This window comes from Streptomyces sp. CB09001, assembly GCF_003369795.1.
Taxonomy (GTDB): domain Bacteria; phylum Actinomycetota; class Actinomycetes; order Streptomycetales; family Streptomycetaceae; genus Streptomyces.
Map to the genome: position 1 here is coordinate 2,015,650 of NZ_CP026730.1, position 20,163 is coordinate 2,035,812.

Genomic DNA, 20,163 nt, shown 5'->3' on the forward strand with positions numbered 1-20,163 from the left:
GCGACTGAGCCAGCACCCCGTTCGTTCCGGCGGGGTCGGGCAGCGCTGACGCTGACGGGCGAGGTAGGGAACGAATGTTCCCCATTACGACTGGCGCGGCTTGTTCGTACGGTCTTCGCATGCAACTTCGGTACGCGTTTCGGGTGTACCCGGATGCCGGTCAGCGCATCGCGTTGGCGAGGGCGTTCGGGTGTGCCCGGGTCGTGTTCAACGACGCGATCCGTGCCCGTGAGGACGCCCGCAGGGTCGGCCTGCCGTTCCCGACGGTGGCCGTGCTGTCCCGGAGGCTGATCACCGAGGCGAAGCAGACGGCCGAGCGGGCCTGGCTGAGCGAGGTGTCCGCGGTGGTGCTCCAGCAGTCCCTTCGCGACGCCGAGACCGCGTACCGCACCTTCTTCGCCTCCCTCCAGGGCACCCGCAAGGGACCGAAGGTCGGCGCGCCCCGCTTCAAGTCACGCAAGGATGCCCGGCAATCGGTTCGGTTCACCGCCAACGCGCGCTGGAGCGTCACTGGCAGCGGCCGACTGTGCCTGCCGAAGATCGGCGCGGTGAAGGTGAAGTGGTCCCGCACCCTGCCCGCTACCCCAACCTCCGTCACCGTGATCAAGGACGCGGCCGGTCGGTATTTCGCCTCCTTCGTCGTCGACACCGACCCGGCCGCCGACCAGGCTCGGATGCCCGAGACCGACAGCACTGTCGGCATCGATCTCGGCCTCACACACTTCGCGGTCCTTTCCGACGGCGCGAAAATCGACTCTCCGCGTTTCCTGCGACGCGCGGAGAAGAAGCTGAAGAAGGCCCAACGGGAGCTGTCCCGCAAACAGAAGGGATCGAAGAACCGGGCCAAGGCACGCCTGAAGGTTGCCTGCGCCCACGCGAAGATCGCCGACGCGCGCCGCGAGTTCCACCACCAGCTCTCCACGAAGCTGATCTCCGAGAACCAAGGGATCGCTGTGGAGGATCTGTCGGTCAAGGGACTGGCACGCACTCGGCTGGCCAAGTCGGTGCACGACGCGGGGTGGTCCTCGTTCGTCGGCATGCTTGCGTACAAAGCGCAACGATACGGTCGCACCCTGGTCAAGGTCGACCGGTTCGAACCGACCTCCCAGACCTGCTCCACCTGCGGCACCGTGGACGGGCCCAAACCCCTGCACGTGCGGGAATGGACCTGCGCCGCCTGTGGCACGGTCCACGACCGGGACCACAACGCCGCGATCAACGTGAAACAGGCCGCCGGACTGGCGGCATCGGCCTGCGGAGCGCCGGTAAGACCAGGAGCGATCCCGGCACAGCGCGAAGAAACAGGATGCCACGGACTCCCGACGGATGCCCGTGCTGCGTAGCGGCACGGGGATCGGCAGGGAGGGCCAGAATCCTCGGGCTTCAGCCCGAGGAGCAAGTCAAAACGTCCTCAACGCGGCCGGCCAGCCGGCAGGGCAGGGCGGCAGCATCGATGGCTCGATCTGCGACGCGTACCTGCCGATCATCAAGAAGTACGCGGACAAAGGCCGGGGCTGGACCGGAATCCAGGCCCCCGAAACCCGAAACGCCCACCCCCCTCCCGACCGAGTCGGGTGGTGGGTGGGCATGGGCCCGGGGGTCCAGGGGGCGGAGCCCCCTGGCACCTCAACCGGAACGGACGTTCAGCAGCCGACCAGCCGAGACGCGAGGTACCCCTCGATCTGGTCCAGCGACACGCGTTCCTGCTTCATCGTGTCCCGCTCGCGGACGGTCACCGCGTTGTCGTCCAGCGTGTCGAAGTCCACCGTCACACAGAACGGCGTCCCGATCTCGTCCTGACGCCGGTACCGCCGCCCGATCGCCCCGGCGTCGTCGAACTCGATGTTCCAGTTCTGCCGCAGCGCCTGCGCGAGCCCCTTCGCCTTCGGCGACAGCTCCGGGTTGCGGGACAGCGGCAGCACGGCGACCTTCACCGGGGACAGCCGCGGGTCGAGCCGCAGCACGGTGCGCTTCTCCAGCTTGCCCTTGGCGTTCGGCGCCTCGTCCTCGATGTAGGCGTCGAGCAGGAAGGCGAGCATCGCGCGCCCGACACCGGCCGCCGGCTCGATGACGTACGGCGTCCAGCGCTCCTGGGCCTCCTGGTCGTAGTAGGAGAGGTCCTGGCCGGAGGCCTTGGAGTGCGAGGAGAGGTCGTAGTCGGTCCGGTTGGCGACACCCTCCAGCTCGCCCCACTCGCTGCCGCCGAAGGAGAAGCGGTACTCGATGTCGGCGGTGCGCTTGGAGTAGTGGGAGAGCTTCTCGGCCGGGTGCTCGTACCAGCGCATGTTCTCCTCACGGAGACCAAGGCCCGTGTACCAGTTCCAGCGCTGCTCCATCCAGTATTCCTGCCACTTCTCGTCCTCGCCCGGCTTGACGAAGAACTCCATCTCCATCTGCTCGAACTCGCGGGTGCGGAAGATGAAGTTGCCGGGCGTGATCTCGTTGCGGAAGGACTTGCCCATCTGGGCGATTCCGAACGGCGGCTTGCGCCGCGAAGTGGTCTGCACCTGGGCGAAGTTGGTGAAGATGCCCTGGGCGGTCTCGGGCCGCAGGTAGGCGACGGAGCCGCTGTCCTGGGTCGGGCCGAGGTGGGTGGAGAGCAGACCGGAGAACTGCTTGGGCTCGGTGAAGGTGCCCTTGTTCCCGCAGTTGGGGCAGTTGAGGTCGGCGAGGCCGTTCTCCGGGGCGTGCCCCTTCTTCTCCTCGTACGCCTCCTCCAGGTGGTCCGCGCGGAACCGCTTGTGGCAGGAGGTGCACTCGGTCAGCGGGTCCGTGAAGGTGGCGACGTGACCGGAGGCCACCCAGACCTCGGGGGCCAGGATCACGGAGGAGTCGAGACCGACGACGTCCTCGCGCGAGGTGACCATGTAGCGCCACCACTGGCGCTTGAGGTTCTCCTTGAGCTCGACACCCAGCGGACCGTAGTCCCAGGCGGCGCGCTGACCGCCGTAGATCTCACTGCAGGGGAATACGAAGCCACGGCGCTTGCTCAGGCTGACGATGGTGTCGATCTTGTCGGCGGCCACGGTGCTCTCTTCATTACGACGACGGGCGACGAAGCGAGATGCTTCCAGAGGAATGCTTCAGGTTACCGGCGTGGGCCGCCCCTCGGCCAAATCGGGGCCTCCCAGCTGCGGAATCGCCCGCTTGTTGACAACGGTTTCCATATTTGTTGAAAATGAGTGTCATGAACGTACGACGACGCCGCATATCCGGCATAGCAGTCACCGCGGCCACCGCACTCGGCCTCGGGGCCCTCTCCGCCTGCTCCAGCGACAGTTCGGCGGCTGGTACCGCGGGCAATACCGACAAGTTCGACGTCGTCGCGTCGTTCTACCCCATGGAGTATCTCGCCGAGCAGATCGGCGGGGACCACGTAAACGTCACCACGCTCACCGAGCCCGGCCAGGAGCCGCACGACCTGGAGCTGAGCGCCAGGCAGACCGCCCAGATGGGCGAGGCGGACGCGGTGCTCTACCTGAAGTCCCTCCAGCCCGCCGTGGACGAGGCCATCGCCCAGTCCGACGTGAAGACCAAGATCGACACGGCCACGCTGACGAAGCTCGAGGACCACGGGAACGTGGAGCACGACCACGGCGGCGAGGGGCACGCGGAGGACGAGCACGCCGAGGAGGAGCACTCGGAGGGCGGGGAGCACGCCCTCGACCCGCACGTCTGGCTGGACCCGGTGAAGTACGCCGAGATCGCCCAGGGCGTCGCCGAGTCCTTCGAGAAGGCCGACCCGGACCACGCCGACGACTACCGCAAGAACGCCGAGGCGCTGGCGAAGAAGCTGGGCGGCCTGGACACGGCCTTCAAGAACGGCCTGGCGAAGACCGACACCAAGGTCTTCTTCACCAACCACGCCGCCTTCGGCTACCTCGCCGAGCGCTACGGCCTCACCCAGGAGGCCATCAACGGCCTCGACCCGGAGAGCGAGCCCAGCCCCGCCCGGATCAAGGAGCTCCAGCAGGAGGCCAAGGCCGACGGCGTCACCACCGTCTTCTACGAGACACTGGTGTCCGACAAGACCGCGAAGACCCTCGCCAAGGACGCGGGCCTGAAGACGGACGTCCTCGATCCGCTGGAGGGCATCACCGACAAGTCCAAGGGCGAGGACTACGTCGGGGTCATGGAAGCCAACCTCAAGGCGCTCGAAAACGCCCTCGGCGCCAAGTAAGCAGCCCGGCCGGGCAGCCCGACCGGGCGGCCCGGCCCGTTCGATCGTTACGGAGGACATCGTGAGCGACGAGTCCGTCATATCCCTGCGTGGCGTCCGCGCCGAGCTGGGCTCACGCCCCGTCCTGCGCGGCATCGACCTCACCGTGCGGCGCGGCCAGGTGGTCGCGCTGCTCGGCGCCAACGGCTCGGGCAAGTCCACGGCCGTGCGCACGATCATCGGCCAGGTGCCGGTGACGGCCGGCGAGATCGAGCTGTTCGGCACCCCCCGGCGCCGCTTCCGCGACTGGGCGCGGGTGGGCTACGTCCCGCAGCGCACCACGGCCGCGGGCGGCGTCCCCGCCACGGTGACCGAGGTGGTCTCCTCGGGCCGGCTCTCCCGGGCCCGCTTCGGCGTCCTGCGCAAGGCCGACCACGAGGCCGTACGCCGCGCCCTCGACCTGGTCGGCATGGCCGACCGCGCCAAGGACTCGGTGAACGCCCTCTCCGGCGGCCAGCACCAGCGCGTGCTGATCGCCCGCGCGCTCGCCGCCGAACCCGACCTGCTGATCATGGACGAGCCGATGGCGGGCGTCGACCTGGCCAGCCAGGAGGTGCTGGCGAGGACCCTGCGGGAACAGGTCGCGGCCGGCACCACCGTCCTCCTCGTCCTGCACGAGCTGGGCCCCCTGGAGCCGCTGATCGACCGGGCCGTGGTGCTCCGCGACGGCTGCGTCCTGCACGACGGCCCGCCGCCCGAGGCGGTCGGCCAGCACGCGCTGCCCGGCCACGACCACGTCCACCCGCACGCACCCGCGGGCGCCGAACCGATCCGTACGGGACTGCTGAGCTGATGGAAATCCTGAACTACGCCTTCATGCAGCGGGCGCTGCTCGCCGCCGTCCTGGTGGGCATCACCGCCCCGGCCATCGGCATCTACCTGGTCCAGCGCCGCCAGGCCCTCATGGGCGACGGCATCGGCCACGTGGCGATGACCGGCGTCGGTCTCGGCTTCCTGCTGTCCTGGTCCCCGGTGTGGATGGCGACCGTGGTCTCCGTCCTCGGCGCGGTCCTCATGGAGCTGATCCGCTGGTACGGCAAGACCCGCGGCGACATCGCCCTCGCCATGCTCTTCTACGGAGGCATGGCGGGCGGCGTGATGTTCATCAACCTCGCGCCGGGCGGCTCCAACGCCAACCTCACCTCGTACCTCTTCGGCTCCCTCTCGACGGTCTCCGAGTCCGACGTGACCGCGATCTGTCTCCTTGCCGCCTTCGTGGTCCTCGTCACCGTCGGCCTGCGCCGCCAGCTGTTCGCCGTCAGCCAGGACGAGGAGTTCGCCAGGGTCACCGGCCTGCCGGTGCGCGCGCTGAACCTGCTGACGGCCGTCACGGCGGCGGTCACGGTGACGGTCGCGATGCGCGTCGTCGGCCTGCTGCTGGTCTCCGCGCTGATGGTGGTCCCGGTGGCCGCCGCGCAGCAGCTCACCCGCAGCTTCGCCGCCACCTTCGCCATCGCCGTCGCGCTCGGTGTGAGCGTGACGATCGGCGGCACCGTCACGTCGTACTACCAGGACGTGCCGCCCGGCGCGACGATCGTGCTGCTCACCATCGGCGCGTTCATCGTGCTGAGCGTGCTGGCCGCCCCGCTGGCCAGGCGACGCGCGCGGGCACTGGCCGCGGCGCAGCCCGCCGCGGATCCGGCGGAGTGCAAGATTCCGGCCACCAGGGGGGCCGCCGACGAGGTCGGCGTCTGACCGCGCGCGAGCCGGGCTGGCACAATGGCCCGGCAAGCCGCGAAGACGTGAGGAGGAATCCAGTGACCACCGCTGGACCGCCCGTGAAGGGCCGCGCCACCCGGCAGCGGGCTGCCGTGTCGGCCGCCCTTCAGGAGGTCGAGGAGTTCCGCAGCGCGCAGGAGCTCCACGACATGCTCAAGCACAAGGGCGACGCGGTCGGGCTCACCACGGTCTACCGCACCCTGCAGTCCCTCGCCGACGCCGGCGAGGTCGACGTCCTGCGCACCGCCGAGGGCGAGTCCGTCTACCGGCGCTGCTCCACCGGCGACCATCACCACCACCTGGTCTGCCGCGCCTGCGGCAAGGCGGTCGAGGTGGAGGGCCCCGCCGTGGAGAAGTGGGCCGAGGCCATCGCCGCCGAGCACGGCTACGTCAACGTCGCCCACACAGTGGAGATCTTCGGCACCTGCGCCGACTGCGCGGGGGCCTGCGACGATTGAGCGGGTGGGGCCCTCGGGCTGCGCCCTGGGCCCCGTACCGGCCTGAACGGCCTCGTCCTCAAACTCCCCCGGAGGGGGTACCCCCGGACGGGCCGATTTTGCCGCCCTGGGCCTACTCGGTACTGCGGCCCTCCATGGCCAGAAGCTCCTCGTTCGGGATGGCGCCGCCGAAGCGGCGGTCCCGGGAAGCGAACTCCAGGCAGGCCCGCCACAGGTCGCGCCGGTCGAAGTCGGGCCACAGCACGTCCTGGAAGACCATCTCCGCGTACGCGCTCTGCCAGAGCAGGAAGTTGGACGTGCGCTGCTCCCCGCTCGGCCGCAGAAAGACGTCTACATCCGGCATGTCCGGGTAGTACAGGTACTTCGCGAGGGTCTTCTCGTTGACCTTGGCCGGGTCCAGCTTCCCGGCCCGCACGTCCTCGGCGAGGGCCTGCGCCGCGTCGGCGATCTCGGCCCGCCCGCCGTAGTTCATGCAGAAGTACAGCGTGAGCCGGTCGTTCTCCTTGGTCTGCTCCTGCGCGACCTGAAGCTCCCTGGCCACCGACTTCCACAGCCGGGGCATCCGCCCCGCCCAGCGCACCCGCACCCCCAGCCCGTCGAGGGTGTCGCGGGACTTGCGGATGAAGTCGCGGTTGAAGTTCATCAGGAAGCGCACCTCCTCCGGCGAGCGCTTCCAGTTCTCGGTGGAGAAGGCGTACAGGGAGATGTTCCCGACGCCCATCTCGATCGCGCCCTGGAGCACGTCCATGACCTGCTCGGCACCGACCTTGTGACCCTCGGTGCGCGGCAGCCCGCGCTCCTTGGCCCAGCGCCCGTTGCCGTCCATGACGATCGCCACATGCCCCGGAACCAGGTCACCGAGCTTCGGCGGCCGCGCGCCCGAGGGGTGCGGCTCCGGCGTCCTGTACTCCCGGCGATGCCGCCCCAGAATCCCGCGTACGGCCATATCGGTTCTCTCCTACTTCTCGACGTACCGCAGGGAGCGCAGTCCCCGCTCAAGGTGCCAGTGCAGGTAGGCGGAGACCAGTCCGCTCCCCTCCCGCACGTACCGCGGCTCGGCCGCGTCCGCCGTACCCCAGTCTCCCGCAAGCAGCGCCCCGAGCAGTTCCAGGGCCTGCGGCGAGGGTACGACGCTGCCGGGCACCCGGCAGTCGACGCAGACGGAGCCGCCCGAGCCGACCGAGAAGAACCGGTTGGGACCGGGCAGGCCGCACTTCGCGCAGTCCCCGAAGGTCGGGGCGTACCCGTTCACGGCAAGCGAGCGCAGCAGGAACGCGTCCAGCACCAGCGTCGGCGCGTGCTCGCCCCGCGCGAGGGTCCTGAGCGCACCGACGAGCAGCAGGTACTGCTGTACCGCCGGCTCGCCCTCGTGGTCGGTGAACCGCTCGGCCGTCTCCAGCATGGCGGTCCCCGCGGTGTACCGCCCGTAGTCGGTGACGATCCCGCCGCCGTAGGGCGCGATCGTCTCGCTCTGCGTGCACAGCGGCAGCCCGCGCCCGACCAGCTCGCTGTTCTTCGAGAAGAACTGCACGTCCACGTGCGAGAACGGCTCCAGCCGGGCGCCGAACTTCGACTTCGTGCGCCGCACCCCGCGCGCCACGGCGCGTACGCGCCCGTGACCGCGCGTGAGCAGCGTGATGATCCGGTCCGCCTCACCCAGCTTCTGGGTGCGCAGCACGATGCCGTCGTCGCGGAACAGACTCATGCCGACCATTCTCGCGCATCCTTCAAGGCACCTCGCCACGGCTTCGGGCGTTGGTGTACGCCGTCGCCGCGCTGAGCCGCTCGGACGCGGTGGCGTGGCGTACGTCACCCGGCTCGGCGTCCCACTCCCGCCCCCCGCCGTACGGCCGCATCTGCACGTACGGCCCCTCGTGCCCCATGACGATCCCGACCCGGCCACTGCGGGTGTCCACGGCGTAGACCCCCACGGGCGGCGTCGTCGTCATCGCGGCACCGCCGCGAGGCGCCGCGCGGTCTCCACGGAACACCGGCCCAATTCGACGAGCGGGCAGGGTGCCTCCCGCGCAAGACTCACCGGGTCCAGCCCCAGTGAGGGCAGAGTAATTCCTGCCTCCGCGAGCGCCGCGCGCAATTCTTTCACCGTGTCCTCCGCTCCTTCGACGCAGAGCGCCGAGTGTCGTGCTTCCACCGCTTTCCCCTCCCTTTACGGTTTCACTCTTCGTGTCCCCAGAATGACCCGACGTGCCTACACTCAGCAGGAGTACGTGCACTACAAGTGCGGGTCAGCACATGGGGGTTGGTTATGGCCAATGGTTCACGGCAGGCTGCGTGGGAGTTCTTCGGAACGGAACTGAAACGACGGCGAGAGGACGCCGAAATCACCCAAGTAGAGCTGGGAGCAAGGGTTTTCGTCTCCGGTGGCTACATCGGCCAGTTCGAACAGGCAATTCGGAAACCACAGTTGGACGTGGCCCAACGCATCGACGAGGCGCTGCAAACCGACGGTATTTTCGAGCGACTGTGCCGGAAGCTGATTGATGATCCGCGGTATGCGGATTACTTCGCCGGGGTGGTCGAGCCGGAGCGGCTGGCCACGAAGATCAGCGAGTTCGCACCGACGGTCGTGCCGGGCCTGTTCGTACGCTCCGTGGCCTAGGACTCGCGTCCCCTCCCCCATCAGCCCTCCGGACGATGGCCGAGGCGCTTCCGAGCAGCAAGAGTTGCCTCATCAAGACCGACGGAGGAGGCACACCATGTCGTACCCGGAGCCGCGATACCTCGGCGAGAAGGGCGAGATCAACGCCGTGTTCAGGCCGGCCGACACCGCGCCCGACATCGTCTCCCCCGGTGGCACGACCACCCACTACCTCGCGAGCCACGCCTCCACCGGAGGCGAGTTCGGGCTGTACAAGGTGGACATGGGTCCCAAGGCGCCCGGCGCCAGGACGCACTTCCACCGGAGCATCTCCGAGTCCTTCTACGTGCTGTCGGGGGAGGTGGAGCTCTACAACGGCGAACGCTGGGTCACCGGCCGCCAGGGCGACTTCCTGTACGTCCCCGTCGGCGGGCTGCACGCCTTCAAGAACGACCGTGACGACCCCCTGTCCATGCTGATGCTCTTCTCACCGGGCGCACCGCGCGAGGAGTACTTCGAGCGCATCGCCGACTTCGCACAGCGTGGCGGCGAGGAGCTGCGGGAGTTCCAGGTCCGGCACGACAGCTTCTTCGTCGAGGACTGAGGGTCGGCGACCCGGCCAAGTTCGTACGTTCCGTGGAGGCGGCCGTTGTTCAGTCCCGCGGACCGGGTGTCTGAACAACTCGTCCGGCGCTTGAGTGGCCCCATGATCACGCGCCGATTCGCCCTCGCCCTGTCCGCAGCCGTGACGATGACCCTGACGCTGTCCGCCTGCGGCGGCGAGGACGGGAAGGCGGCCGACGACCGGCAATCCCCCCGGGCCGCTTCCTTGGCCCCGTCGGAGTCGAAGCAGCCCTCGGCCGCCGCTTCCTCGGCCAAGCCCGCGACCCCCGCGGAGCTGCTGCCCGTTTACCGCATCGCCTACGGCATGAACACCTCTCCGATGTGCAGCCATGTCGCCTGGGACGACCCCGGGTGCGGGGAGGACCTCACCGCCGCCGGGGAACTCGCCGGCGCGATGGCCAAGAGCATCGAGCGCGACTTCCCCGACGGTGAGTACACCGAGGTCGAGAAGTCCGCGGACCACGTGGTGAAGGCGGTGGGCACCGTCCGCAAGCTCGGGTGCTACGAGATGGGTTCGCCACCGCCCAAGACCGACTCGGCCAAGCTGCGGGAGCTGTGCCCCTCGATGAGCACCATCGCCTCCCTCGCCTGGCTCAACTTCGAGAGCAACGTGACCCTTCCCTAGGGGGCAACCCCCCGTAAATATCGGGTTGTTACCCGGATGTGACGGCCCCCGGGCTTCCGCGAGGCTCCTCGCATGACGCAGCGCAAGCGAAGCAGAAGCATCCGCAACGCCGCCATCGTCGGCGTGTCCACCGCCCTCCTCGGCGTCACCGCACCGGTGACCGCCTCCGCGACCGGCGGGAGTACGCCCGAGTCCCTCACCTGGTCCGCCTGCGAGGGCACGGGGCTCGACCCGCGGCAGGAGTGCGCCACCCTCGACGTGCCGATGGACTACGCCGATCCCGACGGTCCCCGTATCGAGATGGCCGTCTCCCGCATCCCCGCCGAGAAGCCGGACGCCCGGCGCGGGGCCCTGCTGCTCATCGCCGGCGGGCCGGGCGGGTCGAGTCTCAACGACCCGTCGGGGAAGGGGCAGAAGCTGCCCCGGAGCGTGCGCGAGACCCACGACCTCATCGGATTCGCACCGCGCGGCCTGGCGCCGTCCACTCCCGCCGACTGCGGGCTGGAGTACGGCGACCTCGCCACCTCCAGGCTGCGCCCCTGGCCCGCCCCCGACGGCTCGGTGGACGGGAACATGACCACCGCCCGGCGTATGGCCGACGCCTGCGCACGCAACGGCGGCGAGCTGATCAAGCACCTCAGCACCGCCAACGAGGCCCGCGACATCGACCGCCTCCGGGCCGCGCTCGGCGAGCGGCGGATCTCCGCGTGGGGAGTGTCGTACGGGACGTATGTCGGGTCCGTGTACGCCCAGTTGTTCCCGCACCGCACCGACCGGATCGTGCTGGACAGCGTCGACAACCCCGACCCGGCTCTGGTCAACCGCGCCTGGCTCGCGGCGCACGAGCAGGGGGTCGAGGACACCTTCCCGCACTTCGCCGCGTGGGCGTCGAAGCCCGGCAACCCCGACCGCCTGGCGGTCCGGGCCGCCGACGTGCGGCCGCTGTTCCTGCGGCTCGCCGCCCGGCTCGACCGCGAGCCCATCCCGTGGCCCGGGGCCAATCCCGAGGAGCTGAACGGCAACGTGCTGCGCCAGACCATGCTGGACAGCTTCGCCGCCCCCGGCCGCTACCCGACGCTCGCCAAGCTGATGCTGGCCGCCCAGCGGGGCACCGTGCCGCCCGCGCCCCAGGCGCCGCCCGAGGCCGTGCTGCAGAACGTCGCCGCCGTGGGCGCCGGGGTGCTCTGCAACGACGTGGCATGGCCCGCGGACCCGGCCGGGTACGAGAAGGACGTCGCCGAGAGCCGCCCAAGTACCCGCTCACCGCCGGGATGCCCCGCAACGCGATGCTCTGCGCGGCCTGGCCGTACCCGCCGCGCGAGGCACCGGTGCGGATCACCGACCGCGGCCCGTCCAACGTGCTGCTCGTCCAGAACGAACGGGACGTCAACACCCCGCTCGCCGGCGCCCTGCGGATGCGCGAGGCGCTCGGCCGGCGCGCGGTCATGGTGACCGTGGACTCCACCGGGCACGACTCCTACCTGGCCAACGGCAACGCCTGCGGGGACGCCACGGTCTCCCGGTTCCTGGCGACCGGGCAGCGGCCGGGCTCGGACGTCTACTGCGACTGACCCGCGCCCGGCGTCACCAGGCCCGACTCGTAGGCCACGATCACGAGTTGGGCCCGGTCCCGCGCTCCCAGCTTGCCCATGATGCGGCTGACGTGGGTCTTCGCGGTGAGCGGACTCAGGCCCAGGGTGTCCGCGATCTCCGTGTTGTTGAGGCCCCGGGCCACCAGGGCGAGGACCTGGCGTTCCCGGTCCGAGAGGCAGTCGGGGCCCGATCCGGGCGGGTGGAGGGCCGAGGGGCTGCGCAGGAAGCGCTCGATCAGGCGGGCCGTCGGGCCGGGTGAGAGGAGGGCGTCGCCCGCCGTCACCGTGCGGATGGCGTCCAGGAGTTCGGCGGGCCTGGTGTCCTTGACCAGGAATCCGGAGGCGCCCGCGCGGAGCGCCTCCACGATGTTCTCGTCGGTGTCGTAGGTGGTGAGGACCAGCACGCGGACCCCGGCGAGATCCTCGTCGGCGGCGATCAGCCGGGTCGCCTCGATGCCGTCCAGGTCGGGCATCCGTACGTCCATGACGACCAGGTCGGCGCGTTGGGCACGGGCCAGCTCCACGGCCTGGCGGCCGGTGCCGGCCTCGCCGACGACCTCCATGTCGGGGGCCGACGCCACCAGCAGGGCGAACGCCGCACGGACGAGGTTCTGGTCGTCCGCCAGCAGTACGCGTATCGTCATGCGGTTCTCTCCGAGGTCAAGGGGGCGGTGCGGGGCGGGGCGGGGTTCGGCAGTACGGCCGTCACCTCGAAGCCGGCGGCGTCCCGGCGCGGTCCGGCGTCGAGTGTGCCGCCCACGCTGCGGGCCCGCTCGCGCATGCCGACGAGGCCGAAGCCCGGGGTGCCCGCCGGGTCGGGCCCGGTGCCGTCGTCGGTGACGGACAGGCACAGGGCACCCGGCTCGGTGTGCACCGCGACGCGGACGGACGGTGTGGGCCCCGCGTGGCGTACGGCGTTGGTCAGCGCCTCCTGGGTGATGCGGTAGACGGCGGCACCGACCGCGGGCGGGACGTCGTCGGCGCGCACCGACAGGTCGACGTCCGCTCCGGCGAGCCGGGCGCTCTCCGCCAGGTCGGGCAGCCCGCTCAGGCCGGGCAGCGGGCCCCGGGCGTCGGGGACACCGGCGGTGTCCTGCGCCCGGAGCACTTCGAGGGTGGTGCGCAGTTCGCCGCGCGCGGAGCGGCAGGTCTCGGCGATGTCGTCGAGGGCCTTGGCGACGGCCTCCCGGTCCAGGCGTTCGGGGTCGGCGGTCAGGACGTGGGCGGCGACCGAGGTCTGCACGCCGATGAGGGTGATGCTGTGCGCCAGCAGGTCGTGCAGGTCCCGGGCGACGCGCAGGCGTTCCTCGGCGACGCGGCGCCGGGCCTCCTCCTCGCGGGTGCGTTCGGCGCGTTCGGCGCGCTCCACGATGGCGGCGACGTACTGGCGGTAGTAGCGGACGTCGATGCCGCAGAAGAGGATGGCGATGACCCAGCCGGAGATGCGGATCAGTTCGAGCGCCTGGTGGGTGTCGACGGTGAGCATGATGCTCACGGACGCGGTGAGGACGGCGATGCCGGTCAGGATGGTGCGCAGGGGGCGGCCGGTGACCGCCAGCGTGTAGAGCGCCACGTAGGAGGCGGGGCCGACGGCGGTGTGGTTGTTGTCCATCCCGTGGTACGGCCCGACCAGGGCGAACAGGGCGGCGAGCACCAGCAGCGGGTGGCGCCGCCGCCACACGATCGGGACGTGCGCGGCGACCAGCAGCGTCCAGCCGAGGGCGTCCGGGCGGCGGCCGTCGTCGGTGAACAGCGCCAGGCAGACGGCGCCGAGGAGGAGGGCCGCGGCGAGCACGGCGTCGTTGCGGGTGCCGTGCTCGGCCGTGCGGGGATCGCGGTTGATCGCGGCGATGATCCGCTCGGCCCTGCGGGGCCGGGCGGTCCGCCGCCGGTTCGTCGCTGTCGTGGTTGCCTGCACGCGTCCATCCTCCGCGACGGGCGCGCCCCTCCGGGAGGGGAGGGGCGCGCTCCGGTCGCCGGGCACCTCAGACACCGACGGGCTCCCGTAGCTCGTCCGGGGCGGACCGGCCGGGCTCCCGGGACAGCCGCCCCGGCCACCACACCCGGCGTCGCAGGGCGACGCTCGCGCTGGTGACCAGGTAGGTGCGGACGAGGAAGGTGTCGAGCAGGACGCCGACCGCGATGACGAAGCCCAGCTCGACCAGCTGCACCATCGGCATGCTGGTGAGCACGGCGAAGGTGGCGGCGAGGACCAGCCCGGCCGAGGCGATGACGCCGCCGGTGGTGCGCAGCGCGGACAGGGCGGCCTCGGTGGGTTCGGCGCCGTTCAGGGACTCCTCGCGCATGCGGTGCATCAGGAAGATGCCGTAGTCGACGCCGAGGGCGACCAGGAAGACGAAGGAGAGCAGGCCGAGCCCGGGGTCGGTGCCCTCGAAGCCGAAGAGGGGATCGAAGACGAGGCCGCCGATGCCGAGGGCCGCACCCCACACGGCGACGACGGCGGCGACCAGGATCAGCGGCGCGACCAGCGAGCGCAGCAGCACCGTGAGGATCAGCAGGACCGACAGGAGCACGAGCGGTACGACGATGGCGGTGTCCCGGGCGTTGGTGTCCTCCAGGTCGATCTGCTCGGCGCTGGGGCCGCCGACGTAGGAGCCGTCGAGCCTGTCGCGCAGGGTCTCGATGGTGGCGGACTCGGCGGCCGACTGGGGCGGCGCGGAGGCCAGTACGGTCAGTTCCGTCCAGCCGCCGCCGCTGCGCCCGGCCTCGGCGCTCTCGACGCCGCGGGTGTCGCGGATCTCGGCGAGGGCGGCCTCGGCGCGGTCGGTGGGGCTGATGACGCTGATCGGCTGGGTGCCGGACTCCGGGTAGGCGTCGGCGAGGGTCTCCATCGCGGCGATCGCGTCGGGGCGGGTGGTGAAGGAGTCCTCCTGCTTGAGGTTGCCGGGCAGGGCGAAGGCGCCCAGCGCGAGCGCGCCGAGCAGGACGGCGCCGCCCACCAGGACGGTGCGGGGCCGGCGTTCGGCGGAGCTGCCCATCGCGGCGAACAGCGACCGGCGGGCCTTGGGGGTGCTGCCGTAGCGGGGCACCAGCGGCCAGAAGACGCGGCGGCCGAGCAGGACGAGGAGCGCGGGCAGCAGGGTCAGCATGGCGGCCAGCGCGCACAGCACGCCGACGGTGCCCAGGGGGCCCATGCCCCGGCTGGAGTTGAGGTCGGCGGCGAGCAGGCACAGGAGTCCGGCGGCGACGGTGCCGGAGGAGGCCAGGACGGCGGGTCCGCAGCCGCGCAGGGCGGCGAGCATGGCGTCGTACGGCCGCTCGATGCGGCGCAGTTCCTCGCGGTAGCGGGAGACCAGCAGCAGCGCGTAGTCGGTGCCCACGCCGAAGACGAGGATGGTCATGATGCCGCTGCTCTGGCCGGAGACGGAGGTGCCGAAGGTCTGGTTGAGGCCGTAGGCGACGCCCATGGAGAGGTAGTCGGCGAGTCCGGCGACGGCGAGCGGGACGAGCCACAGGAAGGGGCTGCGGTAGATGAGGATCAGGAGGAGGGCGACCACCGCGGCGGTGGTGTAGAGCAGCGGGCCGTCGAGGGAGTTGTAGACCTCGGAGGCGTCGGTGGCGAGCGCGCCGGAGCCGCCTACCTCGACGCCGAGCCCGTCGCCCCCCTGGGCGATGTCCCGTACGTCGTTGACGAGTGCGTCGCGGGCCTTCTCGTCCGTGCCGGGCTCGGTGGAGGCCACCGGATACATGAGGGTGGTGCCGTCCTTGGACGGGATGCCCGCCGGGCGGCCGGTGAGTTCGTGCGCCGCGGCGATCTCGGCGACCTGCCCGGCGGCGGTGGCCCGGTCGGCGGCGGTCAGTCCGCCGTCGCGGTGGTAGACGAGGACCATCTCGGTGGCCTCGCCGCCCGGCAGCCGCTCCTGGATCTTGGCGACCTGCGTCGAGTCGGCGCTCGCCGGCAGGTAGTCGACGGCCCGGTCGCGCTGCACGTCGCCGAGTTTCGCCGCGAACGGCGAGGCGATCGCCAGCACGGCGATCCACAGTCCGAGCACCAGCCAGGGCACGGCCCGTCGCCGCCCCGCGCCTGTCGTTGTGGCCCCCATCTGGCGGGCCTCCCTCCGGTGGATGTCTGGGTGGGTCTCCAGACTTCCGCCGGCGGGGCGGCGACGCGTCGGGCGTGAGGGCGAGCCTCGGGCTACTGCCCGGGGAGACGCGGGGCCGTCGTTACTCCCCGGGGAGTACGGCGGCGGTCAGGCCTGGTCGACCACCCACTTGCCGTCCTCCTCGTCGTCGACGCGCACCTCCAGTTCACGCAGGCCCATGCCCGCGTCCCACAGCTCCCTGAAGCGCTTGAGCCGGTCCCGTACGTAGTCCTGGCGTGCGGTGAGCCGGGTGCGGACGTTGACGTCCCGCAGGTCCTGCTCGATCTCGAACGACACCTCCTCGTCGTAGAGGATGAAGTCGTTGGTGGTGCCGCGCTGGAGGTGCGGGGGCAGTTCCGGCAGGACCGCCACGCGGACGTCGATGCGGCGCAGCTCCTGCTCCTCGCACAGCCGCAGCAGCCGGTCGTCGAGTTCGCGGGCGCTCTCCAGCAGGAACAGGCGGCGCACCGTGACGCCCTGTTCGTCGATGGCCGCCTGCTGGGCGTCGAGGTAGCGCCCGGCGGGCTCGCTGGTCCAGAACTCCCGGTCGACGGAGGTGCTGGTGGCGAGGATGGACTGCTCGGCGGCGCGGGTGAGGGTGAGCATCCAGTCGTGGTTCTCGCCGGGACACTCGGCGCTCAGGTTGGTGAGGTCCGCCATGTGCCCGACCACCCGGGACATCTCCAGGTGGACGAAGGTGTGCAGGATGGAGGGGCTGGGCAGCAGGACGTCGGCGAAGCCCTTGGCCAGGTCGGGCAGCCGGTCGATGCGGACCGGTTCCAGCGTGCGGGCGGCCTCGGAGGACCGGTGGTCGACCTGGGTGACGTGGGTCTCGACCAGCTGCTTGACGTCCTCGGTGTGCCGGGTCAGGCCCGACTTCAGCTCGGTGTCGTACCGGCTGAGACCGTCGCGTACGGCGGTGGTGTTCTCGGCGAGTGCGTCCTCCACCCGCCGGGTGTGCTCCTCCACCCGCCGGGTGTGCTCCTCCAGCCGGGTGTGCTCGTTCAGCCGGTCCGGTCCGGGGCGCGGGGCCAGGCCGAGGACGTACTGGACGGCCAGCGCGGCGGCGGCGCAGAGCACGGCGGCCCCGAACTGCCGCGGGGTGCCGCCGTCCGGGTCCAGGAGGGCCGCGACGCTCCAGAAGAGGCCGCCGACGACCACGGCGACCAGCAGCATGCGGGTCCAGGGGGACTCGCCCCTCGGGTCGATCGGGTTGGTGGTGCGGGGCGTGTCGTCGGGTCGGGGTGACTGTGCCGTGCTCATCTCGCTCTCTCCCCCCGTTGGGATGCGCGTCGGATCGTGCGGGGATGTGTGTGCGGTGACGGGCGTGCGGTGCTGCGCGTGCCGGACGGCGGGTTCGGTCAGGGAGCCGGTTCCACCTCCCGGTGGGCTGCGGGAATGGCGTGCAGGGTGAGCTGGTCGCGGATGCGCTGCACCAGGGCCTGCCACTGCCGGGTGAAGCCGGGACGTTCCTCCAGCGGGTCCCACAGCGCGGCCAGTTCGCGGCCGACCCGGGCGCCCGGCATCCACAGGTGCAGGAGGTGGTCGACGGCCGGGCGCAGGGTCCGTACGACGGCGCCGGCGTCGTGGGCGGCCCCGGCGCCGAGGCGGAGGCCGTCGAGCATGCGGACGACGGTGGTGAGCAGCCAGTCGTGCAGGGCCAGGTCGTCGCAGAGCGCGGCCAGTTCGGCGCCGGTGACGGTCTCGGGCACGCGCAGGCGTACGGTGCGCAGTTCGTCCTCGGCGAGGGTGAACCGTTCCAGCGAGGGACCCTCGCCGGGGGCCGCGGGCAGCGCCGCCCAGCGCAGCCGGGTGGGCCGGGACCGGAAGGGCGGGCGCTGGTCGAGCAGGGGGTGGCGCAGCACCCGGGTGAGCAGGCCGTCGGCGATGAGTCCGACGTCGAGGTCGCCGTGGCGGGGGCCGCCGAGGACTCCCTGCGCGACCGCCTCGTGCGGGAGTTTGCCGAGCGGTTCGACGACGCCGGGCCGCACCAGGTACTCGCCCCAGGGGCGTCGCTGGTCGGGTCCGGTGCCGGGCAGGCGGCAGTGCGCGGAGGTCTGCAGGACGCGGCCCTCGGTGAGCGCGGCGTGCGCGGTGACGGTGCCGACGGCGCGGATGCGGGCGCCGTTGGCGCTGGGCAGCGGGCAGTCGACGCCGGTGAGGGTGTCGGGGGAACGCGCGTAGAGGCCGGGGCGTTCGGAGAGCAGCACGCGTTCGTCGGCGCGCAGGCCGAGGAGCTGGGCGGCGGACCGGATGTCGAGGGCCTGCCGGGCGGGCAGCAGACAGGTGCGGATCTCGCCGCAGGCGAGGACGGCGGGCGGGGTGCTCTGCCGCGGCGCCATGTCAGGGCCCCGAGTAGTACACGTAGGAGATGCGGTCGGCGACCGAGTCGGGGACGGGCATGCGTTCCTTCCCGGAGCGGTCGGCGACCTGCGCCAGTGCTCCCGGGTCGACCTCGATCTGGTCGAGGATCACGCGGACGGCGTGCTCGACGGGGAGGAAGCGGGTGGGCAGGACGGAGCAGGTGCGGTAGGCGGCGAAGGGGTCCGCGCGCTCGTTGAGCTTCAGCAGGGCGGGCAGGTCGTCCCACTTGTCGGGGAAGCCGGTGGTGGTGTGCGGCTGGGGGGCGAGGACGGCCTCGCCCTCGTTGCGCAGGAGTCCGAGGCGGGCGAGCTGCCACACGGCGGCGAGGAAGGGGCAGGACCACAGGCGCTGCCCGTCGGCGTCGTCGCTCCACAGCTCGACGTCGAGGAAGACGGAGTGGCGGCGGGCCGCGGTCTCGTGCGGGGGCTGCCAGACCGCGGCGCGCTTCATGGCCTGCGGGGCACGGGCGACGGGGCTGCGTTCGCCGTTGGCCAGCCAGCCGGTCTGCGCGGCGGGCGGGCGCAGGCCGTAACTGCCGGGCGGCGGGGACTCGACGATGCGGGCGGCGACCGCTTCGGCGACGGGCACCTTGCCGGTGACGGCGCAGCCGGACTCGCGGGCCAGGTAGTCGACGGTCAGCCCGGCCCGCTCGGCCTCCGCGAGGAGCATGGGGACGACCTCGGCGGGGGTGGAGAAGCGGGTGAAGTAGTCGTCGATGAGGAAGCAGGTGCTGATCCGGGCCCGCTTGCCGCCGGCCCGGGCGGTGGCGGCGGTGCGGGCCGCCTCCACCCAGGGCCGTACTTCGGCGAAGTGCGCGCGCAGCCGTTCGGGTCCGGCCTCGAAGTCCTCCATGTAGAGGTGGCCCAGCTCCACGGAGAGATGGGCCAGCGGCACGGACTGGGTGCGCGGCTCGGCGGCGGTCTCGCGGAACACGGGCTCCGTCACAGCCGCCCCCAGTGGGTGTCGTCCGTCAGGCGCCGGGCGATCTCCTCCAGCGCCTCCAGGGTCTCCTTGTTCGCTATCTGGGTGGAGAGGACGTCTTCCTCGGTGATGAGCTGCTCCTGCCACTGGAGGATGGGTTCCAGCGGCACGATGCCGAGGACGACGCTGTCGCCGATGCGCTGTTCGGCGGCGAGCCGGCGCAGTGCCTCGTCGCAGGCCTGCATCCAGGTGGCCTGGGCGGTGGAGCCCTGGGACCACAGGGGTGACTCGGGGTCGGGCACGGCGGCCCGCACGAAGCGGATCGCGGCGCGCAGGGCGTCCTCGTCGTGGCCGCGTTCGACGCCGCCGCCGATGATGCCGTGTTCGGCGTGGACGAGTCCGGAGGCGGCGATCACGTGCTGGCGGGTCCAGCGGTGGAAGACCAGCCAGCGGAAGGGGACGTTGCGCATCCGGGGGTGGGCGGTGGCGTCGAGGACCATGTCGACGGCGTAGCTGCGGCCGGCGCTGAGGTCGACGAAGGTGACGTCGAACTCGTTGTTGAGCTTGAGCAGCAGGTCGACGCAGCGCTCCAGGGCCTCCTCGCCGGTGGCGAACTCGCCGCCGCCCGCGTCGCCGGGGAACAGCACCAGGCGGCCCGACTGGTTGGGGCGGGCGCGCAGCAGGGGGTGCTCGGTCTCCCGCCAGACGTCGATGCGGACCGGTTCCGCGGTGTCGCCCTCCAGGTAGGAGTGCAGGCCGCGCTCCTGGGTGCCGCGCATGGCGCTGGGCACGTCGAAGACGGCGGCGGCGGTGGGCGAGCCGAAGTCGAAGTCGACGTAGGCCACGTGGTCACCGGTGAGGGCGCGCTGGTAGGCCAGGTTGGCGCTGGTCACCGAGCGTCCCGTGCCTCCCTTGTCGGAGGCGGCGAAGACCAGCACG

19 protein-coding genes and 2 pseudogenes are annotated in these 20,163 nt (G+C 71.4%); 9 read left to right on the forward strand and 12 right to left on the reverse strand.

Translation table 11 applies throughout. The annotated features are described in order from the left end of the window. Window positions 1–119 precede the first annotated feature (119 nt). On the forward strand, window positions 120–1,343 hold the full coding sequence (locus C4J65_RS09400; protein WP_115742002.1) for an RNA-guided endonuclease TnpB family protein: 1,224 nt from the start codon (window positions 120–122) through the stop codon (window positions 1,341–1,343). A gap of 300 nt (window positions 1,344–1,643) precedes the next feature. Here C4J65_RS09400 and C4J65_RS09405 read toward each other — a convergent pair whose 3' ends face one another. Beyond that, window positions 1,644–3,026, reverse strand: a complete 1,383-nt coding sequence (locus C4J65_RS09405; protein ID WP_115742003.1) for a glycine--tRNA ligase — start codon at window positions 3,024–3,026, stop codon at window positions 1,644–1,646. Window positions 3,027–3,187: 161 nt separating this feature from the next. On the opposite strand from C4J65_RS09405, the gene C4J65_RS09410 reads away from it, so the two are divergent. From C4J65_RS09410 to C4J65_RS09425, 4 genes are all read left to right on the forward strand, one after another. After that, window positions 3,188–4,180 (forward strand): zinc ABC transporter substrate-binding protein, encoded by a 993-nt coding sequence (locus C4J65_RS09410; RefSeq protein ID WP_115742004.1) that lies wholly within the window; start codon window positions 3,188–3,190, stop codon window positions 4,178–4,180. Between the two features lie 61 nt (window positions 4,181–4,241). Beyond that, the gene (locus C4J65_RS09415) at window positions 4,242–5,012 is read left to right on the forward strand and encodes a metal ABC transporter ATP-binding protein (RefSeq protein ID WP_115742005.1); all 771 of its coding nucleotides are present in this window, start codon (window positions 4,242–4,244) and stop codon (window positions 5,010–5,012) included. Next, window positions 5,012–5,914: a metal ABC transporter permease gene (locus C4J65_RS09420; protein ID WP_115742006.1), complete on the forward strand. Its 903-nt coding sequence runs from the start codon at window positions 5,012–5,014 to the stop codon at window positions 5,912–5,914. Before C4J65_RS09415 ends, C4J65_RS09420 begins: the two co-directional genes overlap by 1 nt. Before the next feature lie 62 nt (window positions 5,915–5,976). Beyond that, window positions 5,977–6,396 (forward strand): transcriptional repressor, encoded by a 420-nt coding sequence (locus tag C4J65_RS09425; RefSeq protein WP_115742007.1) that lies wholly within the window; start codon window positions 5,977–5,979, stop codon window positions 6,394–6,396. Between the two features lie 112 nt (window positions 6,397–6,508). Here C4J65_RS09425 and C4J65_RS09430 read toward each other — a convergent pair whose 3' ends face one another. Genes C4J65_RS09430 through C4J65_RS36540 form a run of 4 tightly spaced genes read right to left on the reverse strand, consistent with a single transcriptional unit; the run spans window position 6,509 to window position 8,548 of the window. Next, a complete protein-coding gene (locus C4J65_RS09430; protein WP_115742008.1) occupies window positions 6,509–7,342 on the reverse strand; it encodes an isoprenyl transferase in 834 nt (277 codons plus the stop codon). A gap of 12 nt (window positions 7,343–7,354) precedes the next feature. Continuing rightward, window positions 7,355–8,101, reverse strand: coding sequence for a DNA repair protein RecO (gene recO, locus C4J65_RS09435; protein WP_162833095.1), 747 nt, complete (start codon window positions 8,099–8,101; stop codon window positions 7,355–7,357). Window positions 8,102–8,123: 22 nt separating this feature from the next. Next, entirely contained in the window at window positions 8,124–8,345 is a 222-nt protein-coding gene (locus C4J65_RS09440; protein ID WP_030181043.1) for a hypothetical protein, read from the reverse strand. After that, on the reverse strand, window positions 8,342–8,548 hold the full coding sequence (locus C4J65_RS36540; protein ID WP_115742010.1) for a hypothetical protein: 207 nt from the start codon (window positions 8,546–8,548) through the stop codon (window positions 8,342–8,344). The genes C4J65_RS09440 and C4J65_RS36540 overlap by 4 nt, the downstream gene beginning before the upstream one ends. Before the next feature lie 114 nt (window positions 8,549–8,662). On the opposite strand from C4J65_RS36540, the pseudogene C4J65_RS09450 reads away from it, so the two are divergent. The 4 genes and pseudogenes from C4J65_RS09450 to C4J65_RS09465 all read left to right on the forward strand — a co-directional run. Beyond that, window positions 8,663–8,995 (forward strand): annotated as a pseudogene (locus C4J65_RS09450) (helix-turn-helix transcriptional regulator); the annotation flags it as partial. A 118-nt stretch (window positions 8,996–9,113) separates the two neighbouring features. Further along, window positions 9,114–9,599: a cupin domain-containing protein gene (locus C4J65_RS09455; RefSeq protein WP_115742011.1), complete on the forward strand. Its 486-nt coding sequence runs from the start codon at window positions 9,114–9,116 to the stop codon at window positions 9,597–9,599. 102 nt (window positions 9,600–9,701) lie between these two features. Then, window positions 9,702–10,244 (forward strand): hypothetical protein, encoded by a 543-nt coding sequence (locus C4J65_RS09460; protein WP_115742012.1) that lies wholly within the window; start codon window positions 9,702–9,704, stop codon window positions 10,242–10,244. A 72-nt stretch (window positions 10,245–10,316) separates the two neighbouring features. Continuing rightward, window positions 10,317–11,815, forward strand: a pseudogene (locus tag C4J65_RS09465) (alpha/beta hydrolase). On the opposite strand, the gene C4J65_RS09470 reads toward C4J65_RS09465, so the two are convergent. From C4J65_RS09470 to C4J65_RS09500, 7 genes are all read right to left on the reverse strand, one after another. After that, window positions 11,803–12,480: a response regulator transcription factor gene (locus tag C4J65_RS09470; protein ID WP_115742013.1), complete on the reverse strand. Its 678-nt coding sequence runs from the start codon at window positions 12,478–12,480 to the stop codon at window positions 11,803–11,805. The pseudogene C4J65_RS09465 and the gene C4J65_RS09470 sit on opposite strands and share 13 nt — an antisense overlap. Further along, window positions 12,477–13,754 carry a histidine kinase gene (locus C4J65_RS09475; RefSeq protein ID WP_162833096.1) on the reverse strand — a complete coding sequence of 426 codons (1,278 nt, stop codon included), beginning with the start codon at window positions 13,752–13,754 and terminating at the stop codon, window positions 12,477–12,479. Before C4J65_RS09475 ends, C4J65_RS09470 begins: the two co-directional genes overlap by 4 nt. A 67-nt stretch (window positions 13,755–13,821) precedes the next feature. Continuing rightward, window positions 13,822–15,900, reverse strand: coding sequence for an MMPL family transporter (locus tag C4J65_RS09480; protein ID WP_115742015.1), 2,079 nt, complete (start codon window positions 15,898–15,900; stop codon window positions 13,822–13,824). 147 nt (window positions 15,901–16,047) lie between these two features. Further along, on the reverse strand, window positions 16,048–17,202 hold the full coding sequence (locus tag C4J65_RS09485) for a hypothetical protein (protein ID WP_115742016.1): 1,155 nt from the start codon (window positions 17,200–17,202) through the stop codon (window positions 16,048–16,050). 98 nt (window positions 17,203–17,300) lie between these two features. Then, window positions 17,301–18,281 carry an SCO2521 family protein gene (locus tag C4J65_RS09490; protein ID WP_115742017.1) on the reverse strand — a complete coding sequence of 327 codons (981 nt, stop codon included), beginning with the start codon at window positions 18,279–18,281 and terminating at the stop codon, window positions 17,301–17,303. Between the two features lies 1 nt (window position 18,282). Then, window positions 18,283–19,248 carry an SCO2522 family protein gene (locus C4J65_RS09495; RefSeq protein ID WP_162833097.1) on the reverse strand — a complete coding sequence of 322 codons (966 nt, stop codon included), beginning with the start codon at window positions 19,246–19,248 and terminating at the stop codon, window positions 18,283–18,285. After that, window positions 19,245–20,162, reverse strand: coding sequence for an SCO2523 family variant P-loop protein (locus tag C4J65_RS09500; protein WP_115742018.1), 918 nt, complete (start codon window positions 20,160–20,162; stop codon window positions 19,245–19,247). The genes C4J65_RS09495 and C4J65_RS09500 overlap by 4 nt, the downstream gene beginning before the upstream one ends. Between the last annotated feature and the right edge of the window lies 1 nt (window position 20,163).